Genomic DNA, 22,997 nt, shown 5'->3' with positions numbered 1-22,997 from the left:
TGCCGGCCATGGAAAATACCCCCGCACCGGTCAATCCGCCCTGCGTCATCAACTGCGTGCACTACGATGACCAGGGCAAGCGCCACGACATCAGCCTGGATGCGATCAGCGATGTGATCGAAAGCGGCAACGGCTTTGTCTGGGTCGGCCTGTACGAGCCGGCCGACAGCGTACTGCTCAAGCTGCAGGAAGAATTCTGCCTGCACTCGCTGGCCATCGAAGACGCCCGCAACGCGCACCAGCGGCCCAAGGTGGAGGCCTACGGCAATTCCCTGTTCGTGGTGGTGACCACCGCGCAGATGGTCGATGAGCGCATCGAGTACGGTGAAACCCATGCCTTCCTCGGACCGCGCTTCCTGGTCACCGTGCGCCACGGCGCCTCGCTGTCCTATGCCGCCCCGCGCGCACGGGTCGAGCGCGAGCCGGAGCTGCTGCGCACCATGGGCCCGTCGTACTGCCTGTATGCGGTGCTGGATTTCGTGGTCGACAACTACCTGCCGATCACCCAGCGTTACCGCCAGACCCTGGAGCTGCTGGAAAAGGACATCTTTTCGGACAGCTACAAGCGCCAGACCGTGGTGCGCCTGTACGAGTTGAAGCGCGAACTCAACAAAATGCGCATGGCGGTGGCGCCGTTGCAGGACATGCTGGCGCAGATCAAGCGCTACCAGGGCGAGCTGGTGCCCGACGAGGTCAAGCTGTACCTGCGCGACGTACACGACCACGCGGTGCGGATCAGCGATGTGATCGATACCCTGCGCGAGATGCTGGGCACCGCGCTGAGCGTGAACCTGTCGCTGGTGACCCTGGCCCAAGGCGAGACGGTCAAGCGCCTGGGTGCCTGGGCCGCGTTGCTGGCCGCCCCGACCCTGATCACCAGCTGGTACGGGATGAACTTCACCCACATGCCCGAGCTGGACCAGCCCTGGGCCTACCCGGCGATGATCATCGGCGTGGGCGCGATCTGCGTGGGCCTGTACCGCCTGTTCAAGCGGGTGCGGTGGCTGTAAGCGGTGTCTGTAAGCGGTGTCGGCGATTGCCGGTAGTGCCGGCCGCTGGCCGGCTCCAGACGATGCCGGGTTGACCGCAGAGCCGGCCAGCGGCCGGCACTACCGGATCATTCTCAGGCCACCTCAGGCCACGTAAACGCTCTTGATGTTCATGAACTCATGGATGCCATGGTCGGCCAGTTCGCGGCCGAAGCCGGAGCGTTTGGTGCCGCCGAAAGGCAGGCGGGGGTCGCTCTTGACGATGGCGTTGACGAAGGCCGCGCCGCATTCCAGCCGCTTGGCGATCGCTTCGGCACGCACCACATCCCCGCTCCAGACGCTGCCGCCCAGGCCGAAGCTGGTGTCGTTGGCCACCCGCAGCGCCTCGGCGTCATCGCGCACGCGCACGATCGCCGCGGCCGGGCCGAACAGCTCTTCCTCGTAGGCCGGCATGCCCGGCCCCACGTTGTCCAGGATGGTGGCCGGATACCCGGCATGCGTGCCGGCAACCGGCTCGCCCCCCAACAGCAACGTGGCCCCTTTGGCCACGCTGGCCTGCACCTGCTTGTGCAGCTCATCGCGCAGGTCCGCGCGCGCCATCGGCGCCAGCGTGGTCTGCTCGTCCTGCGGGTCGCCATACACGCGTTGCGCGGCGGCGGCGACGAACTGTTCCACGAACGCATCGGCGATCGCATCGACCACGATGAACCGCTTGGCGGCGATGCAGGTCTGGCCGCTGTTGTCGAAGCGCGATTTCACCGCGGCGGCCACGGTCTTGCCCAGGTCGGCATCTTCAAGCACCACGAACGCGTCGCTGCCGCCCAGTTCCATCACGCATTTCTTGAGCTGGTCGCCGGCGTTGGCCGCGATCGAGCGCCCGGCGCGTTCGCTGCCGGTCAGCGTCACCGCCTTGACCCGCCGGTCGCGCAACACCTCGGCGGCCTGGTCGTTGTCGATATGCAGCACGTCGAACACCCCCTCGGGCAGGCCGCCATCGCGGCAGACCGCCAGGATCAGGTCGGCGCATTGCGGCACATTGCTGGCGTGCTTGAGCAGGGCCACGTTGCCGGCCATGAATGCCGGCGCCAGGAAGCGGAATACCTGCCAGATCGGGAAATTCCACGGCATCACCGCGAACACGCAGCCGATCGGCTCATAGCGCACGTAGCTGCGCTGGGCCTCGGTGTCGATCAGCTGCGGCTTGAGGTAGTCGGCGGCGTGGTCGGCATAGAATTCGCAGGCCTGGGCGCACTTCTCGATCTCGGCCAGCGCCTCGACCTTTAGCTTGCCCATCTCGCTGGTCATGGCCAGCTGGATATCGGTGCGGCGGTGGCGCAACTGGGCGGCGATCGCGCGCAGGATGGCGCCGCGCTCCTGCAGCGAGCGCGCCGACCACAGCGGGAAACCGGCCGCGGCGGCGGCCAGGCGCTGTTCGATCTGGGCGCTGTCCAGCAGTTCGTGGCGGTAGGTGACCAGGCCGGTGGCGGGGTTGACGATTTCAGCGGTCATCGTGGTGCTCCGGAAGACAGGCCACCATTCTGCGCCCGGGCTTGTGATCCGGATGTTGCCACCCTCACCCCTTGTCCTGCAGCGCCATCTGCATATCGCGCTGGCGCCGCTTCTCCCCGCGCGCGGTGATGAACCAACCGACCACCGCCGCCACCGACACCGCCAGCACCATCAGCGTGGCCAGCGCGTTGATCTCCGGCTTGATGCCCATCCGCACCGACGCGAACACCTTCATCGGCAGCGTGGTCGAATTGGGCCCGGCCACGAAACTGGCGATCACCACATCGTCCAGCGACAGCGTGAACGCCAACAGCCACCCGGCCACCAGCGCCGGGGCGATGATCGGCAATGTGATCTGGAAGAACACCTTCAACCGGCTGGCGCCCAGGTCCATCGCCGCCTCCTCCAGCGACCGGTCCAGTTCCTGCAGCCGCGAGGACACCACCACCGTCACGAACGACAGCGTGAAGGTCACATGCGCGATCCAGATGCTGGTCAACCCGCGGCTGGGGAAACCCGGAATGCCGCCCATCGCCACCAGCAGGGTCATCAGCGAAAAGCCCAGGATCACCTCGGGCATCACCAGCGGTGCGGTGATCAACGCACCAAACAGCGTCTTGCCCGGGAAACGGCGCATCCGCACCATCACCATCGCCGCCATCGTGCCCAGCACCGTGGCCGCGCAGGCGGTCCAGAACGCCACCTTCAGGCTGATCCACAACGCTGCCAGGATCTGCCGGTTGTTGAACAGCTCCCCGTACCAGCGCGTGGAGAAGCCCGACCACACCGTGGCCAGCTTGGACGCGTTGAACGAGTACACCATCAACAACAGGATCGGCAGGTACAGGAACGCAAAGCCCAGCCCCAGCACCGTCCATCCCAACCAACGATTGCGCCGTACCATGCTCATGCCAGCCGCCCTTCCAGCTCGCGCTGCTGCAGCCGGTTGAACAGCAGGATCGGCACCAGCAGCAGGACCAGCATCACCATCGCCACCGCCGAAGCCGTCGGCCAGTCACGGTTGTTGAAGAACTCGCCCCACAGCACCCGCCCAATCATCAGCGTGTCCGGCCCGCCCAGCATTTCCGGAATCACGAATTCGCCCACCGCCGGAATCATCACCAGCATGCAGCCGGCGATGATGCCGGTGCGCGACAACGGCAGGGTGATCCGCATGAAGGCCTGCCACGGCCGCGCGCCCAGGTCGTAGGCGGCCTCCAGCAGCCGGTGGTCCAGCTTGACCAGGTTGGCATACAGCGGCAGCACCATGAACGGCAGGTAGCAGTACACGATGCCGATGTAGGCCGCCGTCGGCGTATACAGGATCTGCAGTGGCGCATCGATCAACCCGATCTTCAGCAGCAGCTGGTTGAGCAGGCCGTTGCGGTCCAGGATGCCGATCCACGCATAGACCCGGATCAGGAACGAGGTCCACGACGGCAGCACCACCAGCATCATCGCCACGTTGCGCGCCGCCGGCGGCATCCGCGAGATCACGTAGGCCATCGGGTAGCCGATCAGCAGGGTCAGCACGGTGGCGATCAGCGCGATCCTGATCGAGCTCAGGTAGGCCAGCACGTACTGGTTGTCCTTGACCAGGGCCGCATAGCTGCCCAGGTTGAGCTTCAGCGAAAACGCGCCGTCCACGTATTCCAGCAGCCAGGTATACGGCGGCGAGCCGACCTGGGTGCGCGCGAAGGAGATCATCAGGATGATCACGAACGGCACCGCGAAGAACAGCAGCAGCCACAGGTACGGGGCGGCGATCACCCCGGCGCGGGTGCCGGGCAGCCAACGCTTCCAGCCGGTCGCGTTCATGCGGTCAGCACCACGCCGTCGTTGTCGCGCCAGTGCACCCACACGCTGTCGCCCCAGGTCAGCCCATCGCTGGCCCAACGCTGCGAATTGGCGAAGTTGGACAGCACCCTAGCCCCGCCCGGCAGGCGCACGTGGTAGACCGAATGGCTGCCGAAATAGGCGATCTCCTCGATCACGCCCTGCGCCTTGTTGGTGTCCCCGGCCGGTTCTTCCTTGCCGATCATCACCTTCTCCGGGCGCAGCGCGAACGCCACCGGCTGGCCTTCGTAGCCGGTGATGCCGTGGGCCACGTAGATCGGCGCGGGGAACAACGGCGTGCGCACGGTGACGTACTCGGGCAGGTCCTCGTCGATCACCCCGTCAAACAGGTTGACCGAGCCGATGAACTCGGCCACGAAACGGTTGGCCGGCTGCTCGTAGATCTCGTCGGGCTTGCCCACCTGCTGGATCCAGCCGGCATCCATCACCGCGATGCGGGTGGCCATGGTCATCGCCTCTTCCTGGTCGTGGGTGACCATCACGCAGGTCACCCCGGAGGTTTCGATGATGTTGACCAGCTCCAGCTGCATCTGCGAGCGCAGCTTCTTGTCCAGCGCGCCCATCGGCTCATCCAGCAGCAGCAGCTTGGGCCCCTTGGCCAGCGAGCGTGCCAGCGCCACGCGCTGTTGCTGGCCGCCGGACAGCTGGTGCGGCTTGCGCTTGGCCAGCTTGCCCAGCTGCACCAGCTCGAGCATTTCGCCCACCCGCCGGCCGATCGCATCGCGCGACAGCCCATCCTGCTTCAGCCCGAAGGCGATGTTCTGCTCCACGCTCATGTGCGGGAACAGCGCATAGGACTGGAACATCATGTTGATCGGCCGCTGGTAGGGCGGCAGGTGGTTGATGCGCTCGCCATCCAGTTCGATGCTGCCCTGGGTGGGCGTCTCGAACCCGCCCAGGCAACGCAGCAGGGTCGACTTGCCGCTGCCCGAGCCGCCCAGCAGGGCGAAGATTTCGCCCTTGCGTACGTCCAGGCTGACGTCGTCGAGCGCGACGAAGCCGTCAAACTCCTTGCGCAGCGTGCGGATGGACAGATAGCCCGGTTCCAGCACCGGGGTGACCACGCCTTCGGGCTTGGCTTCAAATGGCATGGGCAGCGGCTCCGGGAGCGGTGGCAGGACGGGGGGCGAGGCGCCCATTTTACATGGGGGCCCGGCCGCAGGCCCCGCCCTGCACCGGGCCCGATACGACGACGCCGGCCCCGGGCCGGCGTCGCAGGGCACTCAGCGCCCGGTCTTCACCTCGGTCCACAACCGGGTGTAGAGCTTGTCCACCTCCGGGGGGTTGATCGAATAGGTGAACATCTTCGCGGCCACCTCGGCCGGCGGGTAGATGGTGGCATCGTTGCGGATGGCCGCATCCACCAGCGGCGTGGCCGCCGTCACCGGGTTGGCGTAGTGGATGTAGTTGGTGTTGGCCGCGGCGACCTTGGGTTCAAGCAGGTAGTTGATGAAGGCATAGGCGGCCTGCGGGTGCTTGGCATCCTTGGGGATGGCCAGCATGTCGAACCACTGCGGCGCGCCTTCGCGCGGAATCGAATAGGCCACGGTCACTCCGTTGCCGGCCTCGGCGGCGCGGTCGCGGGCCTGGATGATGTCGCCCGACCAGCCCACCACCAGGCAGGTCCCGCCGTTGGCCAGCGAGCCTACGTACTGGGAAGAATGGAAGTTCTGCACGTACGGGCGGATGCTCTTGAGCAGGGCGGCGGCCTTTTCGATCGTGGCCGGGTCCTTGCTGTGCGGATCTTCGCCAAGGTAGTGCAGCGCGATCGGAATCATGTCCGACGGCGTGTCCAGGATGGTGATCCCGCAGTCCTTCATCCTGGCTATGTTTTCCGGCTTGAACACCAGGTCCCAGCTGTTGGCGATCTCGGTGCTGCCGCCGAAACGCTGCTTGAGCATGTCCACGTTGTAGCCGATGCCGGTGGTGCCGATCATGTACGGCACCCCGTACTGGTTGCCAGGATCCTGCTGGGCGATGCGCTTCATCACCTCCGGGTCCAGGTTGGCCAGGTTGGGGATCTTGCTCTTGTCCAGCGGCAGGAACACCCCGGCCTGGATCTGCCGGCCGAAGAAGTTCAGCGTCGGTACCACCACGTCATAGCCGCTGGCGCCGGCCAGCAGCTTGGTTTCGACCATTTCATCGCTGTCGAACACATCGTAGGTCACCTTGATGCCGGTGGCCTTCTCGAAGGCGGGGATGGTGTCTTCGGCGATGTAGTCGTTGTAGTTGTAGACGTTCAGCACCTTGCTGTCGTCCTGCTTGGCGCCACCACAGGCGCTGAGCATGGTCACGGCAATGCCGAGGGTGAGGATTGGCAGTTTCATCGGACTCTCCACAGGTCAGGTGCGGGATGGGCGAACCGGCCGGACCGGCGCAACGGGTGCCAGCCTAACGGGCACGCCGCCATTTTCCCAGCACGCAGCCATCACGGCCATGCCGGGCCTGGCGGTGCGGCCGGGTCAGACGTTGAGCAGCAGGAACTCGCGCTCCCACGAGCTGATCACCCGGAAGAAGGTCTCGTACTCCTTGCGCTTGACCGACACATAGGCCCGGCAGAACCGCTCGCCGAGCATCTCGCGCAGTTCCGGGCAGCCTTCCAGCCCGTCCAGCGCCTCGCCCAGCGAACGTGGCAGGTCATAGCCCAGTTCCTTGGCGCTGCTGGTGATCGGCGCGGTCGGCGAGCCCTGCTCGCGGATCCCGAGCAGGCCGGCGGCCAGGGTCGCGGCCATGGCCAGGTAGGGGTTGGCGTCCGAGCCGGCAAAGCGGCTTTCCACACGCATGTTCTCCGGGGTGTCCAGCGGCACGCGCAGCCCGCAGGTGCGGTTGTCGAAGCCCCAGTGCACATTGCTCGGCGAGACCTCGCCGAACATCAGCCGGCGGTAGGAGTTCACGTTCGGTGCGAAAAACGCCATCGCCATCGGCACGTACTTCTGCAGCCCGGCCAGGTAATGGCCGAACAGCGGGCTGAAATCCTCGCCGCCATGTTCGCCGGTGAACACATTGCTGCCATCGCTGATGCGCAGCAGGCTCTGGTGGATGTGCATGGCGCTGCCCGGCTCGTTCTCCATCGGCTTGGCCAGGAAGGTGGCGTACACCCCATGGCGCATCGCCGACTCGCGCATGGTGCGCTTGAACAGGAACACCTGGTCGGCCAGGTCCATCGCATTGGCGTGGGTGAAGTTGACTTCCAGCTGGGCCGCGCCGGATTCGTGGATCAGCGTGTCCACGTCCAGCTTCATCGCATCGCAGTAGTCGTACATCAGGTCCAGGATCGGATCGAATTCGTTGACCGCGTCGATCGAGTAGGACTGGCGCGCCGTCTCCGGTCGGCCCGAACGCCCGGCCGGCGGCAGCAGCGGGAAATCCGGGTCGGTGTTCTTCTGCACCAGGAAGAACTCCAGCTCCGGCGCCACCACCGGGCGCAGGCCAAGCTCGGTATAGGCATTGAGCACCCGGCGCAGCACGTTGCGCGGGGCCAGCTCGTGCGGCTCACCGGTCTTGGTGAAGCAATCGTGGATGACCTGGGCGGTGGGGTCGGTGGCCCAGGGCACCATGCGCACCGTGTCCGCGTCCGGGCGCAGGATCATGTCCGAATCCGACGGCGAGGTCAGCTCGTAGTAGTCGTCCGGGAATTCACCGGTGACGGTGGTGGCGAAGATGCCTTCGGGCAGGCGGGTACCGTAGTCGTGCGAGAACTTGTCGGCCGGGATGATCTTGCCGCGGGCATTGCCGGTGATGTCCGGCACCAGGCATTCCACCTCGGTGATGCGCCGCTCCTTGAGCCAGCGCAGCAGTGCGCTTTCCTGCGCTACGGGCGGGGTGGAGGCTTTGCGCGAACGCGTTCGGGTGTTCATGACCGCTCTGCTTTGGATGGGTAGCGGCGACAAGCTTCGCCGAAGGCATGGAAAATAGGGTGACGGAACCGGTGTGCGGTGACCCGCCACACCCCATGGCGCTGCCTGCCTGCGGCGACGGCAGATTGATCGCATGGGCCGCCAGCCGATGCCCCGGCCGTGCACGCAACCGCGAACCGTCGGTGGCCCGCTGCGGCGATCGGTGGCAGCCGGTCCGAGGGCGATACGCGCGGCCGTCGCCGGATGCGCTGCCTGCACGTTACCCCCGGGGCGTGACCGGGCGCAACTCGCGGCGGCCGTCACAGGCCTGCCGCGCAGGCTGCGACAGACTGTCCGCTGTCACCGTTGCGCGTTGCTGGCATGCTGTCCCCATGATTGCCGTCCCTTCCCTGCGTTGCCGGTGCATGGCGTGAGCCAGGCAGGACAGCCCCACGCCTCCAGCTGGTATGCCGACCGCCTGCCGGCCAGCCCGCTGCGCCCGGCCCTGGCCGGCGCGCACAGCACCGACGTATGCGTGCTTGGCGCCGGCTACACCGGGCTGTCGGCGGCACTGTCGCTGGCCGAACGCGGCTACCGGGTAACGGTGCTGGAGGCGCAGCGGGTCGGCTGGGGCGCGTCCGGGCGCAATGGCGGCCAGGCCATCGTCGGCTACGGCTGCGAGGTGGACACGCTGGAACGGCTGGTCGGGCCGGCCGATGCGCGCCGGTTGTTCGACTTCTCGCGCGACGGCATGGCGCTGCTGCGCCACCGCCTGCAGCACTACCGGATCGACTGCGACTGGCGCGACGGCCACGCCAGCGTGCCGATCCGGCCCCGCCAGGAACGCGCGCTGCGCGCCGGGCTGATCGAACTGGCAGAACGCTACGACTATCCGCTGCAGTGGTGGGACCGCGCGCAGCTGCGCCAACAACTGGACAGCCCGCGCTACCGCGGGGCGATGTTCGATGCCGCCAGCGGCCACCTGCAGCCGCTGGCCTATGCGCAGGGCCTGGCCCGTGCGGCCGAAAGCCTCGGTGTGGTCATCCACGAGCAGTCGCCGGTACTGCAGCTGCAGCGTGGTGCGCGCCCGCAGCTGCGCACCGCGCGCGGCAACGTCGCCGCCGGGCACGTGGTGATCGCCGGCAACGCCCTGCTGCAGGGCATCGCCCCCGAGCTGGAAGCGCGGATCATGCCGGTGGGCACCTATATCGGCGCCTCGCAGGTGCTCGGCGCCGAACGCGCCCACGCCCTGATCCGCAACGACATGGCGGTGGCCGATGTCAGCTGGGCGCTGGACTATTTCCGGATCAGCGCCGACCACCGGTTGCTGTTCGGTGGCCGCGCCAGCTATTCCTCGCTGCCGCCACCGGGGTTGCGCGCCCTGATGACCCGGCGCATGCACCAGGTCTTCCCGCAGCTGGCCGACGTGGGCATGGAACAGGTCTGGGGCGGCTATGTGGACATCACCCGCAACCGCGCCCCGCACTGGGGCCGGCTGACGCCCAACGTGTATTTCGCGCAGGGCTTCTCCGGCCACGGCGTGGCCGCCACCGGGCTGGCCGGTGCGGTGCTGGCCGAGGCCATTGCCGGGCAGTCGCAGCGACTGGATGTATTCGAACGCATCCCCCACCGCCGCTTCCCCGGCGGGCGCCTGCTGCGTACCCCGCTGCTGGTGGCGGCGATGTCCTGGTACAAGCTGCGCGACGCATTGTGGTGAGCGGCGGTGCTGGCCAACGGACCCCGCCGATCGCACCACATCGCTAAAGTTGCAGGCGAAAATGCCGCTAACACTGCGGACCGACTTCACTCCGAGCGTACGCCCCATGCCGGCACTGTTGCAGGGCGCTATCGACAGCGACCCCGGTGATGCCCTGCCCCAGCGGATCCTGCTGGTGGAAAATTCGCGCACGTTCACCAGCATGCTGGGGGAGGCGATCGAGCAACGGCTGGAGCTGCCGGTATCGGTGGCCACCAGCCTGGCCGAGGCCGGGCGCCTGCTGGATGAGGAACAGGGCTGGTTCCTGGTGCTGACCGGGCTGGTGCTGGCCGATGGCGACCGCGACAAGGTGGTCGAGTTCTTCCTCTCGCGCGGCCTGCCCACGGTGGTGGTCAGCGGGGTCTACGACGAAGACCTGCGCAAGCGCGTGCTGCAGCAGCAGATCATCGACTACGTGCTCAAGAACACCCCCGGCAGCATCGACTACCTGGTATGGCTGGTGCAGCGGCTGGAGCGCAACCGCCGCATCGCCGCCCTGGTGGTGGACGATTCGCTGTCGGCGCGGATGTATGCCGCCTCGCTGCTGCGCATGTACGGGCATACCGTGTACGAGGCCGCCGATGGCGCGCAGGGCCTGGAGGCGATCGAGGCGTACCCTGCGATCCGGCTGGCGGTGGTCGACCAGGAAATGCCGGGCATGGAGGGGGTGGAATTCAGCCGCCGGTTGCGTACCCTGCGCTCGCGCGACAAGGTGGCGGTGATCGGCATTTCCGGCAACACCGACCCTTCGCTGATTCCGCGCTTCCTCAAGAACGGTGCCAACGATTTCCTGCGCAAGCCGTTTTCGCGCGAGGAGTTCTTCTGCCGGGTCTCGCAGAACGTGGACCAGCTGGAACTGATCGGCACCCTGCAGGACCTGGCTACCCGCGACTTCCTCACCGGACTGCCCAACCGTCGCTGCTTCCTGGAGCAGAGCCAGCGCCAGCTGCCGCAGCTGCACCTGACCGGTGAGCCGGTGGCGGTAGCGATGATCGACATCGACCACTTCAAGCACATCAACGACACCCACGGCCACGAGGCCGGCGACGACGCGCTGCGCGCGGTCGCCGCGGCGGTGGCCGGGCATGCGCGCGAGCAGGACCTGATCGCGCGCTTTGGCGGGGAGGAATTCTGCCTGCTGGTTCCCGGGCTGGAGGAAGACCAGGCGCGCGGTTATTTCGAATTGCTGCGCCAGCGCATCGCCGCCCTGGAGGTGAGGCTGGGGCCGGCCACGCTGCGCATGACCGTCAGCATCGGGCTGTGCTGCCTGCAGCCGCAGCGCGATTCGCTGCACCGGTTGATTTCCGAGGCCGACCGCCAGCTGTACCTGGCCAAGGCCGGCGGCCGCAACCGGGTCAGCTGCACCAGCGTGGCCGACAGCGTCCGCGAGACCGCACTGGCGCCTTGATCCAGATCAACGCAGGCCGGCAGCGCCAGCCCTAGAGTCGCTCCCAGTTGAACAGCACGGGGAACGCAGCATGGCACTTCTGGTCTGGCAGGACGACCTGAACATCGGCATCGAGGTCATCGACCACCAGCACATGCGGATCGTGGAGATGCTCAACCATCTGCACATGGCGCAGAGCAGCCTGCAGCGGCTGGCGGTGGCCGAGGTGATCGACGAACTGGTGGACTACACCATGTCGCACTTCGCCTTCGAGGAAGAACTGATGGAGGAAGCCGGCTATCCGTTCTGTGCCGCGCACAAGCGCGTGCACGAGATCTTCGGCAAGCGCGTGTCCGAGTACCGGCTGCGCTTCCAGGCCGGCGAAGACGTCACCGACGAACTGCGCACGATGCTCTCGCGCTGGCTGTTCAACCACATCCGCGGCGATGACAAGGCCTATGCGCCGCAGGTCAAGCAACACCTGAACCAGTTCGCCCGCGAGCACCAGCAGGGCAGCTGGCTGGGCCGTACGCTCAAGCGTTTCTTCCGCTGAGCCCAGCGCGCCGGCTCATCGCCAACAGGGCCAGGATGGTCACCAGCGCGGTCCCGCACAGGTAAAGCCCCACCGCCAGCAGGCCGAAGCGTTCGGCCAGCCAGGTCGCCACGTACGGCGCCGGCGCCGCGCCAAGAATGCCGGCCAGGTTGAACGACAGCGAGGCGCCGGTGTAGCGCACCTGCACCGGGTAGATCTCGGCCAGGAAGGTGCCGCAGGGGCCGTAGGTCAGGCCCATCAGGAACATGCCCAGCGACAGGAAGCCCAGCACCAGCCACGGGCTGGATGCCTGCAGCAGCGGCGCGAACAGCACGCCGAAGCCCAGGATCAGGCCGCTGGCCACGATCATCGTACGACGCGTGCCCCAGCGGTCGCCGTACAGCGCCGACAGCGGGATGCCGGCGGCGAAGAACAGCATGCTGACCATCTGCAGCAGCAGGAAATCCGAACGGGTGTAGTGCAGCACCGTGGTGCCGTAGCCCAGGGTGAACACCGTCATCAGGTAGAACAGTACAAAGGTGGCGAACGCGCCCAGCGTCCCCAGCATCAGGGTCAGGCCGTGCTCGCGCATGACCGTCCACATCGGCAGCTTGACCCGCTCATTGCGGTCCAGCGCCGCCTGGAACTGCGGCGTCTCGTGGATGTTCAGGCGCACCCACAGGCCCACCGCCACCAGCAGCGAACTGGCCAGGAAAGGAATGCGCCAGCCCCACTGCAGGAAATCGGCATCGCTCATCACCCCGCCCAGCAGCAGGAAGATGCCGGCCGACAACAGGAAGCCCAGCGGCGCCCCCAACTGCGGGAACATGCCGTACCAGGCGCGCTTGCCCGGCGGTGCGTTCTCGGTGGCCAGCAGCACCGCCCCGCCCCATTCACCGCCCAGCCCCAGGCCCTGGCCGAAACGGCATAGCGCCAGCAGCGCCGGGGCCAGGATGCCGATGCTGGCATGGGTGGGCAGCAGCCCGATCGCCACGGTGGACACGCCCATGGTCAGCAGCGCGGCCACCAGCGTGGCCTTGCGCCCGATCCGGTCGCCGTAGTGGCCGAACACCGCCGAGCCGACCGGACGGGCGATGAAGGCCACCGCGAAGGTCGCCAGCGACTGCAGCAGCGCCGCACCGTCGCTGCTGTCTGGGAAGAACAGGTGCGGGAACACCAGCACCGCAGCGGTGGCGTAGATGTAGAAGTCGAAGAACTCGATGGTGGTGCCGATCAGGCTGGCCAGCAGGATGCGGCGGGGCGAATTGGTGGCAGGTGCGGCAGGAGTCGACATCGGGCACACGAAGAAGGGCAGCTGCCGGATTCTGCCACGGCCACGCCGTGCTGCGGGCCGATGGTTGCAGACGTGACCGCCTGGCCCGCCCGGCACCAGGCGTGGCCGACGCCTCAGTCGCCCAGGTGGATCCAGGTCGCCTTGAGCTCGGTGTACTTGTCGAAGGCGTGCAGCGATTTGTCGCGGCCGATGCCGGACTGCTTGTAGCCCCCGAACGGTGCGGTCATGTCGCCGCCGTCCCACTGGTTGACCCAGACGCTGCCGGCCCGCAGCTGGCGCGCCACCCGGTGCGCGCGGCCGAGGTCGCCGGTCCACAGGCCGGCCGCCAAACCGTAGCTGGAATCGTTGGCCAGGCGCAGCGCGTCGGCCTCGTGGTCGAAGCCGAGCACCGCCAGCACCGGGCCGAAGATTTCCTCGCGGGCGATCGCATGGCCGGCATCGACCTCATCGAACACGGTCGGCTGCACGTAGCTGCCGCCGGCCACCACCTCCACCCGCTTGCCGCCCAGCAGCAACCGCGCACCCTCGGCCTGGCCGCGGTTGATGTACGCCAGCACGTGCTCGGCATGGGCCGCATCGACCAGCGCGCCCATCGGCGCGTCCGGGTCGAACGGATGGCCGGGCTGCATGCGGCGCGCGTGGGCCAGCACCCGGGTCACGAAGGCGTCCTGGATCGAACGTTGCACCAGCAGCCGCGAGGCCGCCGTACAGACCTCGCCCTGGTTGTAGAAGATGCCGGTGGCCGCCGCTTCGGCCGCCTTGTCCAGGTCCGGCGCATCGGCGAACACCAGGTTGGGGCTCTTGCCGCCACATTCCAGCCAGGTGCGCTTGAGGTTGGACAAGCCCGCGCACTGCAGCAGACGGCGGCCCACCGCGGTGGAGCCGGTGAAGGCCAGCGCGTCCACGTCCATGTGCAGGGCCAGCGGTTCGCCGGCGCGCCTGCCAGTGCCGGGCAGCACGTTGAACACTCCATCGGGGATGCCGGCCTCGGCCACCAGCGCGGCCAGCCGGATCGCACTCAACGGCGAGCGCTCGGACGGCTTGAGGATCAGCGAATTGCCGGCCGCCAGCGCCGGGGCGATCTTCCAGCAGGCCATCAGCAACGGAAAGTTCCACGGCACGATCGCGGCCACCACGCCTATCGGCTCGCGGCTGATCAGGCCCAGCGTATCGGGCGCGGTCGGGGCGATTTCCCCGTAGACCTTGTCGATCGCCTCGGCGGTCCAGCGCAGGCAGCGCACCGCGCCGGGCAGGTCGCCCTGGCGCGCGTCGCGCACCGGCTTGCCCATGTCCAGGCTTTCCAGCAGGGCCAGCTCATCGGCGTGCTGTTCGACCAGGTCGGCCAGCCGCAGCAGTACCTGCTTGCGCTGCACCGGCGCGGCGCGCGACCAGTGCCCGGCCTCGAAGCTGCGCCGCGCGGCGGACACCGCGCGCTCGACATCGTTGCTGCCGCAGTCGGCCACCTGGGCCAGCACGCGCCCGTCGATCGGGCTGATGCAGGCAAAGCGTGCGCCGTCCACGGCGTCCACGTAACGGCCGTTGATGAAGGCCTGGCCCTGCACGCTCAAGGCATCGGCCTGGCGCTGCCAGTCCTGGCGGGTGCGCACGCTGGTCATCGAAGGTCTCCTGCAACGGGTATCGACCGCCTTTATACCCGGCGCTTTCACCCCGCGCCGTGACGCATCTGCGATAGAGTCGTGACCATCCGGTCTGCTGCGGAGTTGCCGATGCGTCGTACCGAAAGCGGGTTGTCGTCCCTGTCCCAGCAGCGCCCGGCATCGATGGAGGCGTACTGGATGCCGTTCAGCGCCAACCGCCAGTACAAGGCCGCCCCACGCCTGCTGGTACGCGCCGAAGGCATGTACTACCACGATGTGGACGACCGCCCGATCCTGGATGCCGCCGCCGGGCTGTGGTGCTGCAACGCCGGCCATGCCCGCCCGCGGATCGTGCAGGCCATCCAGCAGCAGGCGGCCACGCTGGATTTCGCCCCGCCGTTCCAGATGGGCTCGCCGCTGCCGTTCGTACTGGCCCAGCGCCTGGCCGCACTGGCCCCGGCGCCGCTCAACCATGTGTTCTTCAGCAACTCCGGCTCCGAAGCGGTGGATACCGCGATGAAGATCGTGCTGGCCTACCACCGGCTGCGCGGCCAGGGCCAGCGCACCCGCTTCATCGGCCGCGAGAAGGCCTACCACGGGGTCGGTTTCGGTGGCCTGTCGATCGGCGGGCTGCCCAACAACCGCAAGGACGCCGGGCCGCTGCTGGCGGGCAGCGATTTCCTGCGCCACACCCTGGACCTGTCCCGCAATGCGTTCAGCCGCGGCCTGCCCCGCCACGGCGCCGAACTGGCCGAGGACCTGGAACGGCTGATCGCCCTGCACGATGCGTCCACCATCGCTGCGGTGTTCGTCGAGCCCATCGCCGGCTCCGGCGGGGTGATCCTGCCAGCACCCGGTTACCTGCAGCGGCTTCGCGAGATCTGCGACCAGCACGGCATCGTGCTGGTCTTCGACGAGGTCATCACCGGCTTCGGCCGGGTCGGCAACGCGTTTGCCGCGCAACGGTTCGGGGTCACCCCGGACCTGATGACACTGGCCAAGGGGCTGACCAACGGCGCGGTGCCGATGGGCGCCACGCTGGTGTCCGACGCCGTGCATGCCGCCTTCATGCAGGGCCCGCCGGGCGCCATCGAACTGTTCCATGGCTATACCTATTCGGGCCACCCGCTGGCCTGCGCGGCGGCGCTGGCCACGCTGGACACCTACGCCGAAGAGCACCTGTTCGAACGCGCCATCGAGCTGGGCGAATACTGGCAATCGGCCCTGCACAGCCTGCGCGGCCTGCCGCACGTGATCGACATCCGCAATTTCGGGCTGATCGGCGCGGTCGAGCTGGCCCCGCGCAAGGATGCCCCGGGCGCGCGCGGCTACGAGGTGTTCGAACGCTGTTTCCGCGACGGCAGCCTGCTGGTGCGCTGTACCGGCGATGTGATCGCCTTGTCGCCGCCGCTGATCATCGACAAGGCGCAGATCGACCGGATCGTGGAAATCCTGGGCGACATGATCAATGCCACCGGCTGACCCCCACCCCCATTACAATGGTCGGTCACGTTTGCTCGCGTACCGGATTGCATGGACATTGTCGTCAAAGAAGAACTCAAGGCCTACATCGATCCGCTGACCGCCGACGAGCACGACGCGCTGGAGCGCAGCATCCTGGCCGAAGGCTGCCGCGATGCACTGGTGCTGTGGGGCGATGTGCTGGTGGACGGGCACAACCGCTTCGGCATCTGCCAGAAGCATGGCCTGCCGTTCCAGACCGTGCAGAACAGCCGCTTCCAGTCGATGGACGATGTGCACCTGTGGATGATCGAGCAGCACCTGGGCCGGCGCAGCGTGTCCGACTTCCAGCGCGGCGTGCTGGCGCTGCGCAAGCGCGACATCCTGGCCGAGCGGCATCGCGCCGAACAGGCCCAGCTGCAGAAGGAAAGCGACGGCGAGATCGCCGACGCCAGCCCGCACGGCGATGAGGACAGCCCGCCGTGGGCGGCCGCGCCCAAAGTCAGCCGCGCCGACATGGCCCGCGAAGCCCGCCTGAGCAGCAGCCAGGTGACGATGATCGAGCGCATCCACAAGCAGGCGGCGCCGGAACTGGTGGAAGCGGTCAAAAGCGGGGTGATCTCGATCAGTGCCGCCGCTGCGGTGGCGGCCCTGCCCGAAGCGGAGCAGCGCGCCGCGGCGGTGGCCGGCAAGGACGAACTCAAGCAGGCAGCCAAGCGCGTGCGCGAGGCCAAGCGCAAGCCGCGCAAGCCGGTGCAGGAGGTGCTGCACAGCGCCGACGGCGATGCCGAGGCGGACCCCGGCCGTACCGCCGAGATCGCCGAGGCGCTCGCGTCACTGGGCGAGGGCCCGGCCGAACTGCGCCAGCGGGTGATCGCGCTGACCCTGGAAAACGACGCCCTGCGCCAGCAACTGGCCGCGTTGCGCAAGCAGGTGCAAGAGAGCGAGCTGGCCGACGCCTGATCCACCTGGCCCGGTACCACTTTCCGGAACCGACAGCCCCCTGAGTCAGGGGGCGCGCCGCCAGGCGCGGGGTGTGGGTAATGGTGAGATGGGGCCCGGGTGTCGCGGAGCGAAACCTGGGAGCGTCAGCGCGAATGCGGTGGCGTGTTCCCGGCCAGCGGCCGGCACTACCGCTGCTGCCGCCAGCACACCGCGTGCTCATGCGGCGATGGGTAGACTGCCGGCATGACACCGATATCGCCTCCCGACCCGCGCCGCGCCCAGCTGCGCCGCCTCAAGCTGATCGCGCTGGCCATGCTGCTGGCCATGCTGGCCGGCTTCGTGATCAGCCACCTGCAGGGCGAACGCGGCATCTGGGCCTGGGTCTCGGCGTTCTGCGAAGCCGCCGCGGTAGGCGCGCTGGCCGACTGGTTCGCGGTGGTGGCGCTGTTCCGCCGCCCGCTGGGCCTGCCGATCCCGCATACCGCGATCATCCCGCACAGCAAGGAACGCATCGCCGACAGCCTGGCGTTGTTCGTGCGCGACCAGTTCCTGGAACCGCAGGCATTGCTGGCACGGCTGCAGGTGTTCGACCCGGCCAGCCGCCTGGGCAGCTGGCTGGCCGATCCGGCCCGCTCCCGGCTGCTGGCCGACATGGCCCGCGGCTGGGCCCTGCAGGCGCTGGACTTCCTCGACGAAGCCGCGGTCCGGCGCAGCATCCAGGGGTTTGTGATCCAGCAGCTGCGGCAGTGGAACGCAGCGGCCACCGCCGGTGAACTGCTGGGCCTGCTCACCGCCGACAACCGCCACCAGCGCGTGCTCGACGAGGGCCTGACCCGGGTCGGCCAGTGGCTGGACAACCCTTCGGTCAAACAACGCGCCTCCGAACTGATCGTGCGCTACCTCCAGCGCGAGTGGCCCAAGCTGGCCAGCACGGTGAACTGGGTCAAGCCGATCGACGAGATCGGCGACAGCCTGGCCGAACGCATGGCGCACGCAGTGCTGGCCGAACTGCAGCAGATCCTGGCCGAGCCTGCGCACCCGCTGCGCCGCGACTACGAAACCTGGTTGGCCAACTACATCCAGCGCCTGCGCGGCGACCCGGCGCTGGCCGAAAAAATCGACCAGATCAAGCAGCAGGTGATCGACCACCCGGCCGTGCAGGAGTACGTGCAGGGCCTGTGGGAACGCATCCACGCCAGCCTGCGCGCGGACCTGTCCAGCGCCGATTCGGCACTGGCCGGCCACCTGCGCCGCAGCCTGGCCGCGGTGGGCCAGGCGCTGCAGGACGACCCCTCGCTGCGGCAAGCGCTCAACCAGCACCTGATGGACGGCGCCGAACGGCTGACCAGCCGCCTGCGCGAGGGCGTCACCACGCATATCGCGCAGACCGTCAAGGGTTGGGACGAGCGCCACCTGGTCGAACAGCTGGAACTGAGCGTGGGCCGCGACCTGCAGTTCATCCGTTTCAACGGCACCCTGGTCGGTGGTCTGATCGGCCTGCTGCTGCATGCCCTGACGGTGTGGATGCACTGGTAGCGGCCGCCGCTGCGGGGCTGCCCCGGCGCGGTGCCGCTTGACGGTTTGACCGGGTGTGTTTGCCCGGCCGCTGGCGTATTCTGCCGCCCATCCCGGGCCAAGGGGCCCACAGGGGGGATCGATGCGCAGGACCATTCTCACGCTGGCGCTCTGCGCGCTGGCCAGCCACGCCCATGCCGGGCGCGTCTACAAATGCGCCGCCGGCGGGCAGACCATCTACCAGACCGTGCCCTGCCCGCCCGGGCAGGACACCGGCATCACCCGGCCGATCACCCGGGACCCGAAGCTGAGCTGGGAGGAACGCAGCCGCACCCAGCGCGACCTGCAGGCCGCGCGCCAACGCATGCAGGCCGACGCCGGCCGTGGCCAACCGATGGTGCGCGGCACAGTGATCGACGGCTCGGTCGACCCCGAACAATGCGAGAACCTGCGGGTCCGCCGCGAACTGAGCGAAGCGTTCGGCCGTACCGCGCCGCCACATGTCGAAGCGGCGATCAAGAAGGCCTGCGCCAGGCGCTGAACCACCGGGATCGCCGCGCCCTAGCCCGCCACCGCCCGCACCGCCTGGACCAGCGCCTGCATCTGCGCGGGGGTGCTGAAAATGCCCGGCGTGGCGCGCAGGCAGGCGCCGGAGGCCAGCCCTTCGCGTGGCACCACGAACACGCCCGCGCGTTTGACCATGGCCGTGGCCGTGGCCGTATTGGCCGCCAGCGTGGTCTGCCCGCGCAGGCGGAAGCCGGCGATCGCGCTGGACAGGCGCGGGTCGGCCGAGGCCAGCAGTTGGACCCGGTCGTCGCCGCGCAGCACATCCAGCCACAGGTTGCGCAGGTACAGCAGCCGCGCGCGCTTGTTGGCCACCCCGATCCGCTGGTGCAGCTGCAACGCCAGCGGCAGCGCCATGTAGGCGGCGAAATTGACCGTGCCGGTGTGGATGCGGGTACGGATATCGTCGTGGTCGGCCTCACCCATGTACGGGTCCAGGTCGCGCACGCGGCCACGGCGCACATAGATCGCGCCGACCCCGACCGGTGCACCGATCCACTTGTGCAGGTTGATGCCGATGAAATCCACGCCCAGCGCGCGTACCGGCGTGTCGACCTGGCCGATGCCGTGGGCGGCATCGAGGATCACCTCCGCCCCGGCCGCCCGGGCCAGCGCGGCGATCTGTGCCACCGGCAACAGCATGCCGTTGCGGTGGTTGACCTGGGTGAGCAGCAGCAGGCGCGTGCGCGGATGCCGCGCCAGCGCCTGCCGGTAGGCGTCGACGATGCTGTCGTGGTCGAACGGCTCGGGCAGCACCAGGCGCTGCACGTCCACGCCGCGGCGGGCGCGCAGCCACTGCATCGCAGCGATCATGCTGTCGTAGTCGGTGTCGGCGTACAGCACGGTATCGCCCGGGCCGAGCTTGTTGTAGCCACCGATCAGGACCTGCATCGCCTCGGTCGCGCCGCGGGTCAGCGCGATTTCGTCGGTGTCCACGCCCAGCGCCTGGGCCAGTTGCACCCGCGCCTGTTCGAACAGCGGCGGGAAGGCCAGCCGCCCGAACCAGGCATTGCCGGCGTTCACCGTGGCGGTGGCCTGCTGGTAGGCCTGCAGCACCGGGCGCGCCATCGCGCCCCAGTAGCCGTTGTCGAGCATCACCACCTCATCGGTGAGGTCGTACAGTGCCCGCACCTGGCCCCACCACGCCTCATCGCCGGCCAGCTGCGCCGGCGTGCGTGCGTCGACCGGCGGCAACGCGGGCAGTTCGGCGGGCAGTTCGGCGGGCAGCTCAGCGGACATGGCCGTGCCCAGTGCCGCGCCGGCACCGGCCACGGGCAGCGCCAGCGCGCCGCGCAGCAGGTGGCGTCGTTGCCGGTCCATCAGTAACGGATCCGGTATTCGGCGTAGACGTTGCGGCCGTCGGTGTCATACGGCGCGTTGCGCGAGTAGATCAGGCCGCGGCTGGCCTGGAACGTGGCCTGGTCCGGATAGCGGTCGAACAGATTGTCCGCGCCGATGCGCAGGGTCTGCTGGTCGGTCACGCGCAAAGCGACCGCCAGGTCGAAGAACGCCATCGCACCGAAGCGCTGGAAAATATCGCCGGAGGCATTGCCGGAGGAATCGGTCCATGCCCCGTAGTATCGCAGTTTGCCGAGCAGGCTCCAGCGGCCCAGCTCGTAGCTGCTGCTCAAGGTGGCCTTGTGCTCGGGCAGGCGCTCTTCGAAGATGCGTCGCTGGCTGTCGTTGGTGGCCACGCCGGTGCGCCCGCCATCGACCCGGGTCTGGTTGTAGTTGTAGCCCAGCGTGGTGTTCAGGCGCCCTGCCCCAAGCGCGGCGGCATGGCTGGCGACCACGTCGATACCGCGCGTGGTGGTGTCGAAATCATTGGTGTAGAAGCTCACCGAGGTATAGCCCAGCGGGTTGGGCACCCCGGCCGGCACCGCGAACGAGGCCGACTGGCTGAAGCGGTCGGTGACCTTGATGTCGTAGACATCCACCGAACCGGAGAAGCCCAGCGCGGTCTTCCAGGTCAGGCCGAGCGAGGCGGTACGCGACTGTTCCGGCTTCAGCGGCTGCGCGCCAAGCTGGATCGCCAGCGGGTCGCCCGGCGACAGCCGGCCGGTGGTGAATACCTGCAGGGTCACCGTATCCAGGCCCTGCTGGGTGCTCTGGGTGAACAGCTGGCCCGGCGTGGGCGCGCGGAAGCCGGTGGATACCGAGCCGCGCACGGCCAGGCCGGGGGTGAATTCGAAGCGCGTGGACAGCTTGCCATCCACGCTTTCACCGAACGCGGAGAAATGCTCGTAGCGGGTGGCCGCGCCCACGGTCCAGCGCGCGGTCAAGGGCGCCTCCACGTCGATGTAGGCCGCGCGGCTGCGCTGGCTCCAACGCCCGGCATTGGCCGCGCTGAAGCCCGGCGCGCCATTGGCGCCACCGGCCAGGCCGGTCACCGCGCCCGGACCGATCGCATAGGAGGCCGGATCGCCGGCGTCCACGCCGTAGGTTTCCTCGCGGGTCTCGGCGCCAAAGGCGATGTTGATCGGCGCGGCCAGCGCGCTGACCGGCAGCGCGTAGACGATATCGGCGTTGAGGTTCTTCTCCTGCTGCGACAGGCGGCCCAGGTAGAACGCGGTCGGGCTGTCCGGGCCCAGCGAGGCATTGATCGAGTTGCCCAGGGTGTAGTCGATGCGGTTGCGGCCGTAGGATCCGCTCACATCCCAGCGCCAACGCTCGCCCCAAGTACCGCGCAGGCCGAGCACACCCTGCAGGTCGTCCTGCTCGTTGCCGTACTTCGGGCTGAAGCCGGTCGGGTACACGCTGCGCACGTTCCAGCCGGGGAACACCCGGCTGGGGTTGTAGACCGAGGCGGTGCCGTCGGGATTGCGCCAGTTGAAATCGCTGACCCCTTCGCTGTGGCCGTACAGGCCGAAGCTGTACAGATCGATGCGCGCGTTCAACGGCAGGTTGAGATTGAAGCCGAAATGGCGGTTTTCCAGGTCCGGCTGGCCCCAACGCTGGACCGGATCGGGCACCGCCAGGTCCGGGTGCGCCTTCTGGAAGGCGATCGCGTCGGCACGCTGGCGGCTGCGCGAGGTGGCATCGGACTTGTCCCAATCGGCAAACAGCGACAGGCTGCCGGTGTCGCCCAGGGCGAATCCGTGGCGGGCGCCGACCTTGCGGCCGCGGCCATCGCCGGCACTGTATTCGGACAGGCCCAGCGAGACCTCGCCGCCCACGCTGTCATCCAGGATGATGTTGATCACCCCGGCGATGGCATCGGAACCATACTGCGCCGAGGCACCGTCGCGCAGCACTTCGATGCGCTGGATCGCATGCAGCGGAATCTGCGCCAGGTCCGGGCCCTGTGCGCCGCGTGCGCCCAGCAATGCCGAACGGTGGAAGCGGCGGCCGTTGACCAGCACCAGGGTCTGGTCCGGCGACAAGCCGCGCAACGTGGCCGGGCGCACGAACACCAGGCCATCGTTCATCGGCATGCGCTGCACCACGAACGAGGGCACCAGCTGGGCCAGCACATCGTTGAGGTCGGACGACTCGATGGCCTGGATTTCCTCCCTGGAAAACACGTCCACCGGCGCCAGCGTGTCGAACTGCGTGCGGTTGCTGCCGCGCGTGCCGGTGACGATCATCGTGTCCAGGGTGGCGGGGGCCGCGGCAGTCCCTGCCGGGGCGGTTTCGGCGCGCCCTTGGGCGACCGCAACCAGGGAGACAACGGACACAACGGCTACCGCCAACGCACTGCGCTTCACATGCAACTCCAGGGACTGCTCGAAGGGATCGCCGCAGGCGCCATTGG

Annotated in this window: 18 protein-coding genes; 8 read left to right on the top strand and 10 right to left on the bottom strand. The window is 68.2% G+C overall.

The genetic code is table 11. The features are described 5' to 3' along the window. Window positions 1–8: 8 nt before the first annotated feature. Window positions 9–1,010 carry a magnesium and cobalt transport protein CorA gene (locus AC3ITM_RS06905; protein WP_489269385.1) on the top strand — a complete coding sequence of 334 codons (1,002 nt, stop codon included), beginning with the start codon at window positions 9–11 and terminating at the stop codon, window positions 1,008–1,010. 123 nt (window positions 1,011–1,133) lie between these two features. Here the strand turns inward: AC3ITM_RS06905 and AC3ITM_RS06900 are convergent, their stop codons facing one another. The 6 genes from AC3ITM_RS06900 to AC3ITM_RS06875 form a co-directional block, all read right to left on the bottom strand. Continuing rightward, window positions 1,134–2,498: an NAD-dependent succinate-semialdehyde dehydrogenase gene (locus tag AC3ITM_RS06900; protein WP_489269383.1), complete on the bottom strand. Its 1,365-nt coding sequence runs from the start codon at window positions 2,496–2,498 to the stop codon at window positions 1,134–1,136. 64 nt (window positions 2,499–2,562) lie between these two features. After that, window positions 2,563–3,408 carry an ABC transporter permease subunit gene (locus AC3ITM_RS06895; RefSeq protein WP_489269381.1) on the bottom strand — a complete coding sequence of 282 codons (846 nt, stop codon included), beginning with the start codon at window positions 3,406–3,408 and terminating at the stop codon, window positions 2,563–2,565. After that, window positions 3,405–4,316: an ABC transporter permease subunit gene (locus tag AC3ITM_RS06890; RefSeq protein ID WP_489269379.1), complete on the bottom strand. Its 912-nt coding sequence runs from the start codon at window positions 4,314–4,316 to the stop codon at window positions 3,405–3,407. The genes AC3ITM_RS06895 and AC3ITM_RS06890 overlap by 4 nt, the downstream gene beginning before the upstream one ends. Continuing rightward, the gene (locus tag AC3ITM_RS06885; RefSeq protein ID WP_489269377.1) at window positions 4,313–5,446 is read right to left on the bottom strand and encodes an ABC transporter ATP-binding protein; all 1,134 of its coding nucleotides are present in this window, start codon (window positions 5,444–5,446) and stop codon (window positions 4,313–4,315) included. Before AC3ITM_RS06885 ends, AC3ITM_RS06890 begins: the two co-directional genes overlap by 4 nt. A gap of 132 nt (window positions 5,447–5,578) precedes the next feature. After that, window positions 5,579–6,682: a polyamine ABC transporter substrate-binding protein gene (locus AC3ITM_RS06880; RefSeq protein WP_489269375.1), complete on the bottom strand. Its 1,104-nt coding sequence runs from the start codon at window positions 6,680–6,682 to the stop codon at window positions 5,579–5,581. A 135-nt stretch (window positions 6,683–6,817) separates the two neighbouring features. Next, entirely contained in the window at window positions 6,818–8,212 is a 1,395-nt protein-coding gene (locus AC3ITM_RS06875; RefSeq protein ID WP_489269373.1) for a glutamine synthetase family protein, read from the bottom strand. 400 nt (window positions 8,213–8,612) lie between these two features. Here AC3ITM_RS06875 and AC3ITM_RS06870 point away from each other — a divergent pair, with 400 nt between their 5' ends. From AC3ITM_RS06870 to AC3ITM_RS06860, 3 genes are all read left to right on the top strand, one after another. After that, window positions 8,613–9,908, top strand: coding sequence for an NAD(P)/FAD-dependent oxidoreductase (locus AC3ITM_RS06870; protein ID WP_489269371.1), 1,296 nt, complete (start codon window positions 8,613–8,615; stop codon window positions 9,906–9,908). Window positions 9,909–10,014: 106 nt separating this feature from the next. Next, entirely contained in the window at window positions 10,015–11,355 is a 1,341-nt protein-coding gene (locus AC3ITM_RS06865; RefSeq protein ID WP_489269369.1) for a diguanylate cyclase, read from the top strand. A gap of 70 nt (window positions 11,356–11,425) precedes the next feature. Beyond that, window positions 11,426–11,887: a bacteriohemerythrin gene (locus tag AC3ITM_RS06860; protein WP_228886588.1), complete on the top strand. Its 462-nt coding sequence runs from the start codon at window positions 11,426–11,428 to the stop codon at window positions 11,885–11,887. Here the strand turns inward: AC3ITM_RS06860 and AC3ITM_RS06855 are convergent. After that, the gene (locus AC3ITM_RS06855) at window positions 11,868–13,160 is read right to left on the bottom strand and encodes an MFS transporter (RefSeq protein WP_489269367.1); all 1,293 of its coding nucleotides are present in this window, start codon (window positions 13,158–13,160) and stop codon (window positions 11,868–11,870) included. The two genes, AC3ITM_RS06860 and AC3ITM_RS06855, sit on opposite strands and share 20 nt — an antisense overlap. 113 nt (window positions 13,161–13,273) lie before the next feature. Next, complete coding sequence (locus AC3ITM_RS06850) at window positions 13,274–14,776, bottom strand: aldehyde dehydrogenase (RefSeq protein WP_489269365.1); 1,503 nt, start codon at window positions 14,774–14,776, stop codon at window positions 13,274–13,276. Window positions 14,777–14,887: 111 nt separating this feature from the next. Between AC3ITM_RS06850 and aptA the strand changes: the two genes are divergently transcribed. The 4 genes from aptA (at window position 14,888) to AC3ITM_RS06830 (ending at window position 19,220) form a co-directional block, all read left to right on the top strand. Further along, entirely contained in the window at window positions 14,888–16,240 is a 1,353-nt protein-coding gene (gene aptA / locus AC3ITM_RS06845; protein WP_489269363.1) for an omega-aminotransferase AptA, read from the top strand. A 51-nt stretch (window positions 16,241–16,291) separates the two neighbouring features. After that, window positions 16,292–17,182: a plasmid replication/partition related protein gene (locus AC3ITM_RS06840; RefSeq protein ID WP_489269361.1), complete on the top strand. Its 891-nt coding sequence runs from the start codon at window positions 16,292–16,294 to the stop codon at window positions 17,180–17,182. Window positions 17,183–17,407: 225 nt separating this feature from the next. Next, window positions 17,408–18,700, top strand: coding sequence for a DUF445 domain-containing protein (locus tag AC3ITM_RS06835; protein ID WP_489269359.1), 1,293 nt, complete (start codon window positions 17,408–17,410; stop codon window positions 18,698–18,700). Window positions 18,701–18,821: 121 nt separating this feature from the next. Next, on the top strand, window positions 18,822–19,220 hold the full coding sequence (locus AC3ITM_RS06830) for a DUF4124 domain-containing protein (RefSeq protein ID WP_489269357.1): 399 nt from the start codon (window positions 18,822–18,824) through the stop codon (window positions 19,218–19,220). Window positions 19,221–19,240: 20 nt separating this feature from the next. On the opposite strand, the gene AC3ITM_RS06825 is transcribed toward AC3ITM_RS06830, so the two are convergent. Then, a complete protein-coding gene (locus AC3ITM_RS06825) occupies window positions 19,241–20,563 on the bottom strand; it encodes an aminotransferase class V-fold PLP-dependent enzyme (RefSeq protein ID WP_489269355.1) in 1,323 nt (440 codons plus the stop codon). After that, window positions 20,563–22,950, bottom strand: coding sequence for a TonB-dependent receptor plug domain-containing protein (locus AC3ITM_RS06820; protein ID WP_489270048.1), 2,388 nt, complete (start codon window positions 22,948–22,950; stop codon window positions 20,563–20,565). The genes AC3ITM_RS06825 and AC3ITM_RS06820 overlap by 1 nt, the downstream gene beginning before the upstream one ends. Window positions 22,951–22,997 lie beyond the last annotated feature (47 nt).

Source organism: Stenotrophomonas sp. KH_029 (assembly GCF_057839765.1).
Note: the sequence above shows the minus strand (reverse complement) of the source record. Positions and strands in the feature narration are given on the sequence as shown.